The organism is Streptomyces sp. NBC_00249 (genome assembly GCF_026342355.1).
Lineage (GTDB): Bacteria > Actinomycetota > Actinomycetes > Streptomycetales > Streptomycetaceae > Streptomyces.
Map to the genome: position 1 here is coordinate 196,399 of NZ_JAPEMV010000001.1, position 13,952 is coordinate 210,350.

Sequence of the window (13,952 nt, forward strand, 5' to 3'; positions counted from 1 at the left end):
CGGGGCCGGTGGGTCAGGGGCAGCTGACGCGGATGTCGCCGGGGTCGGTGGTGCAGGTGTCGGTGCCGAAGCCGCCGTTGGCGGTGTCGTTGCCGGACACGCCGTCGGTGGTGGTCAGGCGGTCGTTGCCGTAGTAGCCGGTCAGGGTGTCGTTGCCGACCTGTCCGTTGAGGGTGTCGTCGCCGTAGCCGCCGTCGATGTTGTCGTTGCCGTTGCCCCCGTACACGGTGTCGTTGCCGTAGCTCGCGCGGACGGTGTCGTTGCCGCCGAGGGCGCAGATCACGTCGTTGAAGTAGCCGCCGTTGAGGGTGTCGGCGCCGCTGGTGCCGATGATGGTGCAGCCGCGGGCGTTGTTCACCGACGTGCTCGCGACGGCCGTGTTGTTCGAGGTCACCGGGTCGGTCTGGGCGGCGGTGGCGGAGGCCGTGTTCGTGAGCGTGCCGGTGGCGCGGGGTTCGGCGGTCAGGGTGACCGTGGCGCTGGCGCCCGGGGCCAGGGAGCCGAGGGTGCAGGTGGCTCCGGTCGCGGTGGTGGTGCAGGTGCCCTGGGAGGGGGTGGCCGAGGTGAGGGTCGCGGCGGCTCCGGAGAGCGTGTCGGTCAGGGTGACGCCGGTGGCGGTGGCCGTGGAGGTCGCGGAGTTGGAGACCCGCACGGTGTACGAGACGGGGTCGCCGATGCTCACCGTGGCCGTGCCGGTCTTCGTCACCGACAGGTCGGCCCGCACGGGCGGCGGGGGCGGGGTGCCGTCGCCGCCCTGGTAGCGGGCGAGGGCGAAGGCGAAGCCCGCGCCGACGCCGGCCGCGACGATCTTCCCGTCGGGCTGTACGAGGACCGCGCGGGCCTCGTCCCAGTCCAGGAAGCCGGTGACGACGAAGCCGTCGCCGCCGAAGCCGGTGTCCACCGTGCCGTCGGTGTGGAAGCGGACGAGGCCGAAGTCGTTGGCCTCCGAGCTGTTCGGGTCGTCGGCGCGTCCGGCGAGGACGATCTTGCCGTTCTGCTGGAGTGCCATGTCGTAGGCCACTCCCCCGTCGCCGGGGAAGGCGACCGAGGTGCGGCCGCCGGTGGCGAAGCCGGTGTCGGCGCTGCCGTCGGCGTTGTAGCGGAGCAGGGCGTAGCCCGCTCCGCCGGAGCCCGCGGCGAGGATCTTGCCGTCCGTCTGCACGGCGACGGCCTCGCCGAACTCGGTGCCGCCGAAGTCCGCGGTGACCATGCCGTCGCCGCTGAAGGTGGTGTCCAGGGTGCCGTTCGGGAGGTAGCGGGCCACGCCGATGTCGAAGGCGGTGTTGCCGACGTACCCGACCGCGAGGATCTTGCCGTCCGGCTGGAGGGTCATGCCGCGGGCGATGCCTCCGGCGTCCTGGGGGGAGTTCGGGGTGAAGCCCGCGACCACCGCGCCGTCACCGCCGAGGCCCGGGTCCAGGCTGCCGTCGGTGTTCAGGCGGACCAGCGCGAAGCCTCCGCCGCCGCCCTTGCCCGCGGCGATGATCCGGCCGTCGGGCTGCACCGCCAGGTCCGCGCCGTCCGCCGATCCGCCGAACTCCTCGACCCGTACCAGGCCGCCGTCGCCGAAGCCGGCGTCCAGGCTGCCGTCGGTGTTGTAGCGGGCCACGGAGAAGAAGCAGCAGCCGCCGCCCTCCTCCGCGAACACCTCGGTGGTGCCCGCCACGACGATCTTCCCGTCGGAGGGCTGGACGGCGACCGCGTTGGCCACGTGGGCGCCGCCGCCGAAGTCACTGGTCACGGTGCCGTCGCCGCCGAAGCCGGGGTCGAGGGTGCCGTCGGCGAGGTAGCGGGCGAGCGAGAAACCGCCCGCGCTCACCCCCGCCACGACCAGCTTGCCGTCGGCCTGCCGGGCGATGTCGTGGCCTTCCGCGCCCCCGTCGAAGGGGGTGGTCACCCGGCCGTCGGGTCCGAAGGCCGGATCGAGGTCGCCGGGGGCGGCCACGGCCGTGCCGGGCAGCGCGAGGACGAGGGCCAGCCCGGCGGCGGCCAGCAGCCGGGCCCGGGGGAAGCGTCTGCGGGGTCGTCCGGGAGGGGCGAGGGGCATGGGTGTACGAACCTCCGGTTCGGGCGGGTCAGAGGGAGCGCACAGTGTCGTACCGCCCCGGCCCGCCGTACCCCAAGCGCCCGTGCCGTACCGCGTCCACCTGGTCCCCGGGGAACCACCCCGGCGGAGGAGCGCGCGGGGCCGCGGAACCGCGCGCCCGTCACCGGCGGACCCCGTCAGCGGCGGGCCCGGAACGGCGGACGGGCCCGGTGGGATGTCCACCGGGCCCGTCCGCTCACGTACGGATGGCCGCTAGTCCGTGCCGAACTCCATCGCGGCGCGGTCGAGCATCTCCTCGTCGCCGGAGACCTCGCCCCGCGAGGCGATGGCCTCGGCGCCGCCCTGCGGCATGGCGCCGATCAGCCCGGTCGAGGCCGCCTGCGCGGCGCCGAGGAGGGCGGCCTGGCCGGTGCCGACCATGCCGAGACCGGCGTACTGCTCCAGCCGGGCGCGCGAGTCGGCGATGTCGAGGTTGCGCATGGTGAGCTGGCCGATCCGGTCCACCGGGCCGAACGCCGAGTCCTCGGTGCGCTCCATCGACAGCTTGTCGGGGTGGTAGCTGAAGTTCGGGCCGGTGGTGTCGAGGATCGAGTAGTCCTCACCGCGCCGCAGCCGCAGCGTGACCTCGCCGGTGACGGCCGAGCCGACCCAGCGCTGGAGGGACTCGCGCACCATCAGGGCCTGCGGGTCGAGCCAGCGGCCCTCGTACATCAGGCGGCCGAGGCGGCGGCCCTCGTTGTGGTACTGGGCGAGGGTGTCCTCGTTGTGGATGGCGTTGACCAGGCGCTCGTAGGCGGCGTGCAGCAGCGCCATGCCGGGCGCCTCGTAGATGCCGCGGCTCTTCGCCTCGATGATGCGGTTCTCGATCTGGTCCGACATGCCCATGCCGTGGCGGCCGCCGATGGCGTTGGCCTCCATCACCAGGTCGACCGCGGAGGAGAACTCCTTGCCGTTGATCGTCACGGGCCGGCCCTGCTGGAAGCCGATCGTGACGTCCTCGGCGGCGATCTCCACCGCCGGGTCCCAGAACCGCACGCCCATGATCGGGTTCACGGTCTCGACACCGGTGTCCAGGTGCTCAAGGGTCTTGGCCTCGTGGGTGGCGCCCCAGATGTTGGCGTCCGTCGAGTACGCCTTCTCCGTGCTGTCGCGGTAGGGCAGCCCGTGGGCGAGCAGCCACTCCGACATCTCCTTGCGGCCGCCGAGCTCGGTGACGAAGTCCGCGTCCAGCCAGGGCTTGTAGATGCGCAGGTGGGGGTTGGCGAGGAGGCCGTAGCGGTAGAACCGCTCGATGTCATTGCCCTTGAACGTCGATCCGTCGCCCCAGATCTGTACGTCGTCCTCGAGCATCGCCCGGACCAGCAGGGTGCCGGTGACGGCGCGGCCGAGCGGGGTGGTGTTGAAGTAGGCGCGGCCGCCCGAGCGGATGTGGAAGGCGCCGCAGGCGAGGGCGGCGAGGCCCTCCTCGACCAGGGCCGCACGGCAGTCGACCAGGCGCGCGATCTCGGCGCCGTAGGCCTGGGCGCGGCCGGGCACCGAGGCGATGTCGGGCTCGTCGTACTGGCCGATGTCGGCGGTGTAGGTGCAGGGGACGGCACCCTTGTCGCGCATCCAGGCGACGGCGACGGAGGTGTCGAGGCCGCCGGAGAAGGCGATGCCGACGCGCTCGCCGGTGGGCAGAGAGGTGAGGACCTTGGACATGGGAAGAGTATGCATCACAACGCATGTTCATGCAAAATTCTGTCCTCGCCGCCGAGGTTCCAGGACTCGATGTCGCGGTAGTGGATCGGCCCGGGACCCCGGCCGAAGTTGCTCCCGACCAGGTGGAGGCGTTCCGTGCGCCAGGGACGGCCGGTGAAATCGGCCAGCCCGGCGGCGGCCTCCACCGCGCTGGCGAGGTCGCCCCGACGGGCGCGGGCCAAGGTCAGGTGGGGGCGCAGCGGCCGGCCCTCGAAGGCGATGCCGCACTCCTTGACCAGGGCCCGCACCTCGGCGGCGAGGACGTGCAGCCCGTCGAGGTCCCCGTCGATCCCGCTCCACAGCACGCGCTCGTCGAAGTGGCCGCCGCCGCGCAGCGCCAGCCGGAGGGGCGGATGCGCCGCCGCGAGCTCGGCGAGCGGCGGCCCGAGGAGGGCGGCCGCCGCGGCCGGGACCTCGCCCAGGAAGGCCAGGGTGATGTGCCAGTCCTCGATCCGGTTCCACCGCATGCGCGGGTACGCCTCGTAGGCGGGGCCCAGCGCCCGCTCCAGTTCCGCCTTGGCGTCGTCGGGCGGGGCGAGGGCGATGAATATCCGACGGGTCTCGGCGTGGCTCTGTGCGTTCACGAAGGTCTTCGTACCGTGCCGGGGGCTCTCCAGTCATCTTCCGTCCGCGCGCGCCGCGCCCGCCGGGCCGGGTCTGTGACTCCGCACACCCTCCCTTGACCTGCAAAGGAAGGGTTACCTAAGTTCGATGTCATGGCCCCCCACGACCCCACCCCCTCCCCCGACGCGGCCGGCGCGCCCGGCCCGTCCGCGCTGACCGACTTCGCCGTCGACCTCACCTCGCAGGAGGTGCTGCGGCGCGCCCAGGTGATGGAGGCCCTCGGCCCGGACTGGGATCCGGTGGAGGTGCTGCTCGGCGAGGCGGCCGCGTACGACCTGCTGTACTCCGGACTCGACGCGGAGCAGCAGCGCCTCTACGACGACCTCGTCGCGGCCGGTGTGCTGCCCCTGCGGGGAGACGGCCGTGCTGCCGCTTGACCCGCAGGCCGACCCCGGGCGCCGCGCCTGGGTGGCCTGCCCGAAGTGCGAGGACGCGCGCGGCTGCGAGCCCTGCGGGCAACGGCGGACGTGCTCCACGCACTGGCGCTACCTGCTCACCAACACCGGCAGCCTCCTGCACCTCCAGTGCCCCGCCTGCACCCATGTCTGGGTGCACGAGAGCGGCTTCGGCGCCACCCGCTCCGTGTGGGACCGCGTCATCGGCGCCCTGCCCGGCTTCTGAGCCGTCAGGGACGCGCGGGCTCCCGCCGCAGTGCGCGGTGGACGAGCCAGCCCGCGGCGGCGCCGGCCGCGTACCAGAACAGGTCGGGCGCGTTGAAGGTGGAGCCGAGCACGAGGCGGGCGACCGTGCTCCGCTCGGAGAGCTCCGCCGGGACCGCGGTGAGCTGGAGGAACTCGACGGCCCAGCTGGCGGCCAGGGCGATCGCCGCGGCCTTCAGGGGCGTCACCTTCGGGGCGGCCACCACGACGAGGGTGAGCAGCAGGACGGTGTACAGGGCGTCGCCGCCGTACTTGGCCACGTCCCCCGCCGTCACGGCCCTGAGCCCCAGCCCCGCGCCGACGGTCAGCGCCGCGGCGGCTGCCGCCGCGGCGCGGGTGCGCGCCCGCCCTGCGGGGGCGGTGCGGTCACGGGTGCCGGACATCAAGGTCATCGGGTCATGGTGCCGGAAGGCCTGAGCGGCTCCCGCACCGCACCTCGTCCCACCGCAACCGACCCACCACCCCCGCGCGTCTGTCGCGAGCATGACGACAAACTCAACAGGGCCGGGCCCTGAGGCCGGACGCACCACCCTCGGGGGACGCCTCCTCGCCGGTCTCGGCGCGGCGATCGCGCTGCTGGTGTGGGCGCCCCGGGCCGCCTTCAGCATCGACGGCGGTTTCGAGGGCCATGCCCGCGACCTGAGCGTGGTCTTCGTGGACCTGCCGCTCATCCTCCTCGGGGGCGCCCTGATCCCCCTCTCCGCCTGGACCCTGACCGTGCGCTGGACCCGGCGGCCCTGGGTCGCGGCCCTCGCCGCCGTGGCCGCGCTCGCGCTCGGCACATGGGGCCTCACCACGTGGTGGACCCCCCGCCAGCTCCCGGACCCCGGCTACCGCGGCAACCTCTGACCCGCCCCGGCGGACCCCGGCCGCCTCGGGAACGACACCCGCCCATGTCTGGTTTGTTTGACACCGAGTACAGGTGCCTTTACCTTGCGGGTGTCAAAGTTCTTTTACATGGAGAGTGGGTAGGGGCGTGGCCTTCCAGGAGAAGCGCGCGTGGATCATGGCGGTGACCGCCATCGGCGGGTACGCCGCCTACCTGGCCGTCGTCCTCGGACGGGCGGGCGGCGGTGTGACCCTCGCCGAAGTGCCGTACATGGCTCCGATGCTGTGGAGCATCGGAGCATCCATCGCGGCCTCGATCGCGCTCGGCATCGCGATCGCCGTCGCCTCCCCCGAGGACGCGGGCGTCAAGGACCAGCGGGACCGGGAGATCGGCCGGCTCGGCGAGTACGCCGGCCAGTCCTTCCTGGTCGTCGGCGCCGTGACGGCACTGGGCCTCTCCCTGGCCGAGGCGGGCCACTTCTGGATCTCCAACGCGATCTACCTGGGGTTCGCCCTGTCCGCGGTCCTCGGCTCCCTCGTGAAGATCGCCGCCTACCGGTGGGGGTTCCAGTCGTGGTGAAGCCGACGGGGATCACGAACAGGATCCGCACCCTGCGCTTCGAGCGCGAGGAGATGACCCAGGCGGAGCTGGCCCGGCGCATCGGGGTGACGCGCCAGACCGTCATCGCCATCGAGAAGGGCCGCTACTCGCCCTCGCTGGAGACGGCCTTCCGGATCGCCCGCGTGTTCGCGGTACCGCTGGAGCAGGTGTTCCAGTGGACGGACGACGAAGGGAAGACGCCGTGAAGGCGATCGCTCAGCACGTCTACGGCTCCTGCGAGGTTCTGGAGCTCACCGAGATCGAGAGGCCCTCGCCCGGACCGGACGAGGTGCTGATCCGGGTCCGCGCCGCCGCCGTCGACGCGGGCGTCTGGCACCTCATGACCGGCATGCCGTACCTGCTGAGGCTGATGGGCTACGGGCTGCGCGCGCCCAAGGTCCCCGTCCGGGGGCGGGAGGTCGCCGGAGTCGTCGAGGCGGCCGGAGCGGGCGTGACCCGCTTCCGCCCGGGTGACGAGGTGTTCGGGATATGCGAGGGCTCCTTCGCCGAGTACGCGCTCGCCCGGCCCGACAAGCTCGCGGCGAAGCCCGCCGGACTCCCCCTGGATCAGGCGGCGGCCCTGCCCGTGTCCGGGCTGACCGCGCTGCAGGCGCTGCGCGACGCGGGCCGGGTCCGGGCGGGCCAGCGGGTGCTGGTCATCGGAGCGGGCGGCGGGGTCGGCAGCCTCGCGGTCCAGCTGGCCAAGGCCTTCGGCGCCCACGTGACCGGGGTGTGCGGCACGGGCAAGACGGACCTCGTGCGGGCACTCGGCGCGGACGAGGTCGTCGACCGCGGCCGCGAGGAGATCACCGACGGCCGACGCCGCTACGACCTCGTCGTCGACACCGCGGGCAACCGCCCCCTGTCGCTCCTGCGGCGGGCCCTCACCCCGCGCGGCACCCTCGTCATCGTCGGCGGGGAGGGCGGCGGCCGCTGGCTGGGCGGCACCGACCGGGTCCTGCGCGCGGGACTGCTGAACCCCTTCGTACGCCACACCCTGCGCGGGTTCATGGCCAAGGAACTCGGCGAGGACCTCGACGTCCTCAGACGGTACGTGGAGGCCGGCGAACTGAAACCCGTCATCGACCGCACGTACGACCTTCCCCGGGCGGCGGACGCCATCACCCGCCAGCACCTGGGACGGGCACGGGGAAAGATCCTCCTCGTTCCCTGAGGCCGGATCAGGTGGCCCACGGGGAAGGGAAGCGGGGATCGGGGGCGTAGGCGCAGTAGGTCCCCGTGCGGATCGTGCGGTCGAGGTGGTCGCCGAGCGGCGGCGAGGCGTCGCGGAGGCGGCCGATGGCCTTGCGCACGGCCTGGGTGACGGCGGCCCGGGCCCGTTCCGAGGCCGCTCCGGCGTGCCGGTCACGGCCGCCGAGCCCGACGGCCCTGGCCAGTTCGCCGATCAGGAAATCCCGTTCCAGCGCGGCCTGCTCCTGCCGGGCGGTGTCGTGGCCGGCGCCGGCCTCCTCGATGTCCTCCTCGATCTCGGCGAGCCGCCGGCGGTACGCCTGCTTGGCGCGGTCGTCCAGGAGGGGGCCGGCGTCCCCCGCGCCGAGGAGCACCGCGGCCACGGCGGGGTCGTCGCTGTCGGCGGCGACCAGGTCGAGCACGTGGAACTCCCGGCCCGGTGCGGCGAGCAGCCGGGCGAGGTGGTGCATGCCCTTGCTGTCGCGGACGCTCACGCGGCGGCCGTCGAGGACGACCTTCCAGTGGTCGCCCTCCCGGACGAAGGTGTCCGGCTCGATGGCGGCGGGCTCGATGGCGGCGGGCTCGACGGTGGCCCGCTCGGGCGTGGTCCGCCCGGCGGTGGTCTGCTCGACCGTGGTCCGCTCGGCCGTGGCCGGCTGCGAGGCCTCGGCCGCGGGCTCGTGGGCGATCCGTTCGAGTTCGGTACGCGCCGCCTCCCGTTCGAGGGCCTCCGCCCGGCGGTTGCCCAGGGCCTGCTGGGCGTCGGCGAGCCGGAGCCGGCACTCGGCCGTCTCGTAGGGGGCGCCGACCTCGCTCCAGGCCAGGGCCGCCTCCGCGAACGACTCCGACGCGGCGGCCGCGTCACCCCCGGCGAGCAGGACCTCGCCGCGCGCGCGGCATGCCGACGCGGCCAGTGCGGTGCTCTCGAAGCGGACGGCCACCTCGTCGAGCTCGCGGGCCGCGATCCGCGCCGTCTCCAGATCGCCGCCCGCGACGGCGATCCTGACCTGGGCGTCCAGCAGCGGAGCCCGGCGCAGCCCGGAGGTGGGGGGCAGTTCCTTCGAGGGCACCGGCAGCGGCCTGGCCAGCGCCTCCCGGATCGCGGCGGCCGCCGCGTCGACGTCGCCCCCGGCGAGCCGGACGAGCGAGAGCCCCGGTTCGGGATCCCAGCCGAGGCGGTGCGCGGCGAGCAGGGCGTCCTCGGCGCCGGTCAGGTCGCCGCGCCGCAGCCGGATCCGGCCCAGTTCGGTCAGCGGCCAGCCCAGCTCGCGGCGTACGTAGGGGCGCAGTTCCTCGCAGGCCAGCAGCACCTGCTGTTCGGCGTTCGCGTGCCGGCCGCGCAGGCGCATGATCTCCGCCCGGTGCACCCGGCACCGGCCGTGCAGGCTGCCGACCGCGTTCGTGCGCGCCCAGCGCTCCATCGCCTCCGTCCACTGTTCGGCCAGGTCGTACTGGGCCAGGCCCTGCAGGGCGCACACCAGCTCGCAGTAGACGACTCCGGTCGACAGCGCGTCGAGGTCGCCGGACATCGCCGCCGTGCCGGCGTCGTCGAGGAGCCCGAGGCCCCGTTCGACGTCACCGCCGAGGATCACCAGCCGGGCCTGGGCCACGCGCCCGATCGCCGCTGCCGCCGGATCGGTGGCCGTACCGGCCTCGACCGCCCGCGCCGCCCAGGTGCGGGCGGCGTCGAGGTCGCCGCTGAGGAGCCGCTCGAAGGCGCGCACCACCGCGAACCACGCGTGGGCGCCGGTCACCTCCGCCGGGTCGAGGAGGCGTTCGGCGCGGCGCAGCCAGCCGCGTACGGGTGCCATCAGCGCGGTGTCGAACAGCAGGTGCATGGCGACGCGTACGGCGGCCCCGGCCGCGCCGTTGTCCTCGCCGAGCCGGGCCAGATCGGCGTGGAGCCGCTCCCAGGTCTCGATGGCGACGTCGAGGTGACCCGCCGCGTAGGCGACACCGGCGAAGTCGGCGAGCTCCGCCGGGCCCAGCCCGTCCGCCTCCCGGGCCTCGAGGTAGGCGGCGTACGCCTCGGCCCACGCGCCGCGGCCCGCGGCGCCGCGGGCCCGATCCAGCGCGGATCCGTCGTCGGAGGCCTGCGTCATCGTTTCCTCCGGTCCCGGTACGTACGGGGTGGTTACGGCGGTAACGCTCTCGCTTACGCCCTCATGGTGAGCCACATCCGCATCGGAGGACATCATGGACACCATCACGGTCAACGGCATCCGCCTGGAACACGAGATCCGCGGTACCGGGGAGCCGGTCCTGCTCATCAGCCCCGTCCTCGCCGACGGGTTCGTCCCGCTCGTCGCCCAGGAGGCGCTGACCAGCCGCTACCAGGTCATCCGCTACCACAAGCGGGGCTGGGGCGGCAGTACCCACACCCCGGGTCCGGTCTCCGTCGCCGACCACGCCGCGGACGCCGTCGCACTGCTCGACGCCCTCGGCATCGGCCGCGCCCATCTGGCCGGACATTCCAGCGGCGCGGCGGTCGCCGCCCAGCTGGCCCAGGACCACCCCGACCGGGTCGCCACGGTGGCCCTGCTGGAGCTGTCCCTGCTGTCGGTGCCGGCGGGCGAGGCGTTCTTCGCGCAGGCGGGGCCCGCCTTCCAGGCGTACGCCGACGGTGACGCCGAACGCGCCCTCGGGCTGTTCCTGTCCCTCGTCAGCGGTATGACCCCGCCGCACTGCCGGGCCCTGCTGGAGCGGCGGATACCGGGCAGTTTCACTCAGGCGGTCAAGGACGCCGACACGTTCTTCGGGGTCGAGCTCCCCGGCCTGGCCGAGTGGAAGTTCGGTCCCGCCGAGGCCGCGGCGATCCGCCGGCCGGTGCTGTCGATGCGGGGAAGCAGGACCCAGCCGCTGTGGATCGAGGTCGCCGCGTTCCTGCGCGGGGCCGTGCCCGAGGTCGAGGAGAGCGTCATCGACGGGGTCGGCCATCTGCTGCACATCGAACGCCCGAAGCCGGTGGCCGAGGCCCTGGTCCGTTTCCTGGCCCGGCACCCGATCGCGTCCTGACCGCACACCCCCGACCGATAGGATCACGTGTTCGATATACGGCCAGGACAGGACGTGGGGCATGGCGACGGAACACGACGGCCCGGGCGGGGCCTGGCCGGGCGGCGCGGAGATCCCGGCCGACCTTCTGCTGGCGAAGCAGCAGGTCTACGACCCGGCCGGGCTCAGCTGCTCGCGGCCGGTCGCCGAACCGGAGAGCGCCGAGTACGCGGCGTGCGCCTTCACCCTGGACGGTCTGCGCGTCCGGTTCCGCGTGGCGAAGACGACCCCGAAGAAGGCCGGTCAGTTCGTCACGGTGTGGAAGAGGTCCGGGAGCGGGCCGATCCAGCCCTTCGACGCCGCCGATCCCGTCGACCTGTTCGTCGTCAGCGCGCGTGAGGGCTCGCACTTCGGACAGTTCGTGTTCCCGAGGGACGTGCTGGTCGAACGCGGCGTCGTGTCCCGGGGCGGGGCGGGCGGGAAGCGGGGCTTCCGCGTCTACCCGCCGTGGGCGGTCACCGTCGCGCGGCAGGCCCGTGGGAGCCAGGCCTGGCAGGTGGAGCACTTCCTGCACGTGCCCGCGGAAGGTCCCGTCGACACCGTCCGCGCCCGCGCCCTGCACCTGCGGGGCGATCGGTCAGGATCGGAGAAGCACCGCGACGGGGCCCCCGCCTAGCGTGAGGGCCATGGACATCACCAAACCTGGTCCGCTTCAACGAGCTCCGCTGAGCGGGGCGCGGCGGGCGGACGGTGGCGGACCGTTGCCTTGATCGCGCCGACGAAGTAGAACCAGACCTATCTGCACGAAGCCGGTCGGACCGAGCCGGGCGAAGGCGGCGCCGCCGTCGGATGGAGACACGATGAGCAAGGCCAGGACCTCGGACACGCGGTCGCCCGCACCGCACCGTGCCGACAGCCACGACCTGATCCGTGTGCACGGGGCGCGGGAGAACAACCTCAAGGACGTCAGCATCGAGATCCCCAAGCGCCGGCTGACGGTGTTCACCGGGGTGTCGGGCTCGGGCAAGAGCTCGCTGGTGTTCGACACGATCGCCGCGGAGTCGCAGCGGATGATCAACGAGACCTACAGCGCCTTCGTACAGGGGTTCATGCCGACGCCTGCCCGGCCCGAGGTCGACGTCCTCGAAGGGCTGACCACCGCGATCATCGTCGACCAGCAGCGGATGGGCGGCGACCCGCGCTCCACGGTCGGGACCGCCACCGACGCCAACGCGATGCTGCGGATCCTCTTCAGCCGTCTGGGCGAGCCGCACATCGGGCCGCCCAGCGCGTACGCCTTCAACGTCCCCTCGGTCCGGGCGAGCGGGGCCATCACCGTCGAGCGCGGCAACAAGAAGACGGTGAAGGCGACCTTCAACCGCACCGGCGGCATGTGCACGCGCTGCGAAGGGCGGGGCACGGTCTCCGACATCGACCTGACCCAGCTCTACGACGACTCCAAGTCGCTCGCCGAGGGCGCGTTCACCATCCCCGGCTGGAAGTCCGACAGCTTCTGGACCGTGCGGGTCTACGCCGAGTCGGGCCTCCTCGACCCGGACAAGCCCATCGCCAAGTTCACCAAGCGGGAGATGCAGGACTTCCTCTACCGGGAGCCGACCAAGGTCAAGGTCGAGGGCGTGAACCTCACCTACGAAGGGCTGATCCCCAAGATCCAGAAGTCTTTCCTGTCGAAGGACAAGGAGGCCATGCAGCCGCACATCCGGGCGTTCGTGGAGCGGGCCGTCACCTTCACCACCTGTCCCGAGTGCGAGGGCACGCGGCTCAGCGAGGGGGCCCGGGCCTCGAAGATCGGGCGGATCAGCATCGCCGACGCCTGCGCGATGCAGATCAGCGACCTGGCCGCCTGGGTCGGCGCCCTCGACGAGCCCTCGGTGGCGCCGCTGCTGTCGGCGCTGGGGCAGACCCTCGACTCGTTCGTGGAGATCGGCCTCGGATACCTCTCGCTCGACCGGCCGGCGGGCACCCTGTCGGGCGGCGAGGCGCAGCGCGTCAAGATGATCCGCCACCTCGGGTCCTCGCTCACCGACACCACGTACGTGTTCGACGAGCCCACCGCCGGTCTGCACCCGCACGACATCCAGCGGATGAACGGCCTCCTGCTGCGGCTGCGCGACAAGGGCAACACGGTGCTGGTGGTGGAGCACAAGCCGGAGACCATCGCGATCGCCGACCACGTCGTGGACCTCGGCCCCGGCGCGGGCCCGGCGGGCGGCACCGTCTGCTTCGAGGGCACGGTCGAGGAGCTGCGGGCCGGCGACACCGTCACCGGCCGGCACTTCGACGACCGGGCCTCCGTCAAGGAGACGGTACGCACGCCCTCCGGCGCGCTGGAGGTGCGCGGCGCGACGACGCACAACCTGCGGGATGTCGACGTCGACATCCCGCTCGGGGTCCTGGTCGTCGTCACCGGCGTCGCCGGCTCCGGCAAGAGCTCGCTCGTGCACGGGTCGATCCCTGGCGGCGAGGGCGTGGTGTCGGTCGACCAGACCGCGATCCGCGGCTCCAGGCGCAGCAACCCGGCGACGTACACCGGGCTGCTCGACCCGATCCGCAAGGCGTTCGCGAAGGCCAACGGGGTGAAGCCGGCGCTGTTCAGCTCCAATTCGGAGGGCGCCTGCCCCAGCTGCAACGGCGCGGGCGTCATCTACACCGACCTCGCGATGATGGCGGGCGTCGCCACCACCTGCGAGGACTGCGAGGGCAAGCGGTTCGACGCGTCGGTGCTGGAGCACCGCCTCGGCGGCCGGGACATCAGCGAGGTGCTCGCGATGCCGGTGGAGGAGGCCCGGGAGTTCTTCGGCTCCGGCGAGGCCCACACCCCGGCCGCGCGGCGCGTCCTGGACCGGCTCGCGGACGTCGGTCTCGGCTACCTCACCCTCGGCCAGCCGCTCACCACCCTGTCGGGGGGCGAGCGGCAGCGGCTGAAGCTGGCCACGCACATGGCGGACAAGGGCGGGGTCTACGTCCTCGACGAGCCGACGAACGGGCTCCACCTCGCCGACGTCGAGCAGCTGCTCGGGCTGCTCGACCGGCTGGTGGACTCCGGCAAGTCGGTGATCGTCGTCGAGCACCACCAGGCGGTCATGGCGCACGCGGACTGGATCATCGACCTCGGCCCCGGCGCCGGGCACGACGGCGGCCGGGTCGTCTTCGAGGGCACCCCTGCCGATCTGGTGGCGGCCCGCTCCACCGTCACCGCCGAGCACCTCGCGGCGTACGTCGGCGCGTGACGGCGGCCGCCGCTGCC

The 13,952-nt window shown here is 73.2% G+C and carries 14 protein-coding genes; 9 read left to right on the forward strand and 5 right to left on the reverse strand.

Features of this window, described 5'->3' with window-relative positions; translation table 11 throughout:
* Positions 1 to 13: 13 nt before the first annotated feature.
* From OOK31_RS00935 to thpR, 3 genes are all read right to left on the reverse strand, one after another.
* Positions 14 to 2,047 carry a calcium-binding protein gene (locus OOK31_RS00935; RefSeq protein ID WP_267010364.1) on the reverse strand — a complete coding sequence of 678 codons (2,034 nt, stop codon included), beginning with the start codon at positions 2,045 to 2,047 and terminating at the stop codon, positions 14 to 16.
* Positions 2,048 to 2,299: 252 nt separating this feature from the next.
* Entirely contained in the window at positions 2,300 to 3,748 is a 1,449-nt protein-coding gene (gene argG / locus OOK31_RS00940; protein ID WP_267010365.1) for an argininosuccinate synthase, read from the reverse strand.
* A gap of 14 nt (positions 3,749 to 3,762) precedes the next feature.
* On the reverse strand, positions 3,763 to 4,371 hold the full coding sequence (thpR, locus tag OOK31_RS00945) for an RNA 2',3'-cyclic phosphodiesterase (RefSeq protein ID WP_267010366.1): 609 nt from the start codon (positions 4,369 to 4,371) through the stop codon (positions 3,763 to 3,765).
* Between the two features lie 132 nt (positions 4,372 to 4,503).
* Between thpR and OOK31_RS00950 the strand changes: the two genes are divergently transcribed.
* Together OOK31_RS00950 and OOK31_RS00955 are read left to right on the forward strand one after the other, a co-directional pair.
* Complete coding sequence (locus OOK31_RS00950; protein WP_267010367.1) at positions 4,504 to 4,788, forward strand: DUF6400 family protein; 285 nt, start codon at positions 4,504 to 4,506, stop codon at positions 4,786 to 4,788.
* Positions 4,775 to 5,032, forward strand: a complete 258-nt coding sequence (locus OOK31_RS00955) for a hypothetical protein (protein WP_267010368.1) — start codon at positions 4,775 to 4,777, stop codon at positions 5,030 to 5,032. Before OOK31_RS00950 ends, OOK31_RS00955 begins: the two co-directional genes overlap by 14 nt.
* A gap of 4 nt (positions 5,033 to 5,036) precedes the next feature.
* Here OOK31_RS00955 and OOK31_RS00960 read toward each other — a convergent pair whose 3' ends face one another.
* Positions 5,037 to 5,453, reverse strand: a complete 417-nt coding sequence (locus tag OOK31_RS00960) for a DUF2809 domain-containing protein (protein WP_267011788.1) — start codon at positions 5,451 to 5,453, stop codon at positions 5,037 to 5,039.
* Positions 5,454 to 5,553: 100 nt separating this feature from the next.
* Between OOK31_RS00960 and OOK31_RS00965 the strand changes: the two genes are divergently transcribed.
* The 4 genes from OOK31_RS00965 to OOK31_RS00980 all read left to right on the forward strand — a co-directional run bounded on the left by OOK31_RS00965 (position 5,554) and on the right by OOK31_RS00980 (position 7,673).
* Positions 5,554 to 5,919, forward strand: coding sequence for a hypothetical protein (locus OOK31_RS00965; RefSeq protein ID WP_267010369.1), 366 nt, complete (start codon positions 5,554 to 5,556; stop codon positions 5,917 to 5,919).
* 127 nt (positions 5,920 to 6,046) lie between these two features.
* Positions 6,047 to 6,478 carry a hypothetical protein gene (locus OOK31_RS00970; protein WP_267010370.1) on the forward strand — a complete coding sequence of 144 codons (432 nt, stop codon included), beginning with the start codon at positions 6,047 to 6,049 and terminating at the stop codon, positions 6,476 to 6,478.
* Positions 6,479 to 6,489: 11 nt separating this feature from the next.
* Positions 6,490 to 6,705: a helix-turn-helix transcriptional regulator gene (locus OOK31_RS00975; RefSeq protein ID WP_323188194.1), complete on the forward strand. Its 216-nt coding sequence runs from the start codon at positions 6,490 to 6,492 to the stop codon at positions 6,703 to 6,705.
* Positions 6,702 to 7,673 (forward strand): NAD(P)-dependent alcohol dehydrogenase, encoded by a 972-nt coding sequence (locus OOK31_RS00980; protein WP_267010372.1) that lies wholly within the window; start codon positions 6,702 to 6,704, stop codon positions 7,671 to 7,673. The genes OOK31_RS00975 and OOK31_RS00980 overlap by 4 nt, the downstream gene beginning before the upstream one ends.
* A gap of 7 nt (positions 7,674 to 7,680) precedes the next feature.
* Here OOK31_RS00980 and OOK31_RS00985 read toward each other — a convergent pair whose 3' ends face one another.
* On the reverse strand, positions 7,681 to 9,792 hold the full coding sequence (locus OOK31_RS00985) for a transcriptional regulator (RefSeq protein WP_267010373.1): 2,112 nt from the start codon (positions 9,790 to 9,792) through the stop codon (positions 7,681 to 7,683).
* Between the two features lie 94 nt (positions 9,793 to 9,886).
* On the opposite strand from OOK31_RS00985, the gene OOK31_RS00990 reads away from it, so the two are divergent.
* The 3 genes from OOK31_RS00990 to OOK31_RS01000 all read left to right on the forward strand — a co-directional run bounded on the left by OOK31_RS00990 (position 9,887) and on the right by OOK31_RS01000 (position 13,935).
* Positions 9,887 to 10,705: an alpha/beta fold hydrolase gene (locus OOK31_RS00990; protein ID WP_267010374.1), complete on the forward strand. Its 819-nt coding sequence runs from the start codon at positions 9,887 to 9,889 to the stop codon at positions 10,703 to 10,705.
* Between the two features lie 61 nt (positions 10,706 to 10,766).
* The gene (locus OOK31_RS00995) at positions 10,767 to 11,360 is read left to right on the forward strand and encodes a MepB family protein (RefSeq protein WP_267010375.1); all 594 of its coding nucleotides are present in this window, start codon (positions 10,767 to 10,769) and stop codon (positions 11,358 to 11,360) included.
* 184 nt (positions 11,361 to 11,544) lie between these two features.
* Positions 11,545 to 13,935 (forward strand): excinuclease ABC subunit UvrA, encoded by a 2,391-nt coding sequence (locus OOK31_RS01000; protein ID WP_267010376.1) that lies wholly within the window; start codon positions 11,545 to 11,547, stop codon positions 13,933 to 13,935.
* The last annotated feature ends 17 nt before the right edge of the window (positions 13,936 to 13,952 follow it).

What these genes read in the sequence shown, in the direction of transcription:
- OOK31_RS00995 (WP_267010375.1), top strand. Translation starts at nt 10,767, where the DNA reads ATGGCGACGGAACACGACGGCCCGGGCGGGGCCTGGCCGGGCGGCGCG.
- OOK31_RS00950 (WP_267010367.1), top strand. Translation starts at nt 4,504, where the DNA reads ATGGCCCCCCACGACCCCACCCCCTCCCCCGACGCGGCCGGCGCGCCC.
- OOK31_RS00990 (WP_267010374.1), top strand. Translation starts at nt 9,887, where the DNA reads ATGGACACCATCACGGTCAACGGCATCCGCCTGGAACACGAGATCCGC.
- OOK31_RS00935 (WP_267010364.1), bottom strand. Translation starts at nt 2,047, where the DNA reads ATGCCCCTCGCCCCTCCCGGACGACCCCGCAGACGCTTCCCCCGGGCC.
- OOK31_RS01000 (WP_267010376.1), top strand. Translation starts at nt 11,545, where the DNA reads ATGAGCAAGGCCAGGACCTCGGACACGCGGTCGCCCGCACCGCACCGT.
- argG (WP_267010365.1), bottom strand. Translation starts at nt 3,748, where the DNA reads ATGTCCAAGGTCCTCACCTCTCTGCCCACCGGCGAGCGCGTCGGCATC.
- OOK31_RS00965 (WP_267010369.1), top strand. Translation starts at nt 5,554, where the DNA reads ATGACGACAAACTCAACAGGGCCGGGCCCTGAGGCCGGACGCACCACC.
- OOK31_RS00960 (WP_267011788.1), bottom strand. Translation starts at nt 5,453, where the DNA reads ATGTCCGGCACCCGTGACCGCACCGCCCCCGCAGGGCGGGCGCGCACC.
- OOK31_RS00985 (WP_267010373.1), bottom strand. Translation starts at nt 9,792, where the DNA reads ATGACGCAGGCCTCCGACGACGGATCCGCGCTGGATCGGGCCCGCGGC.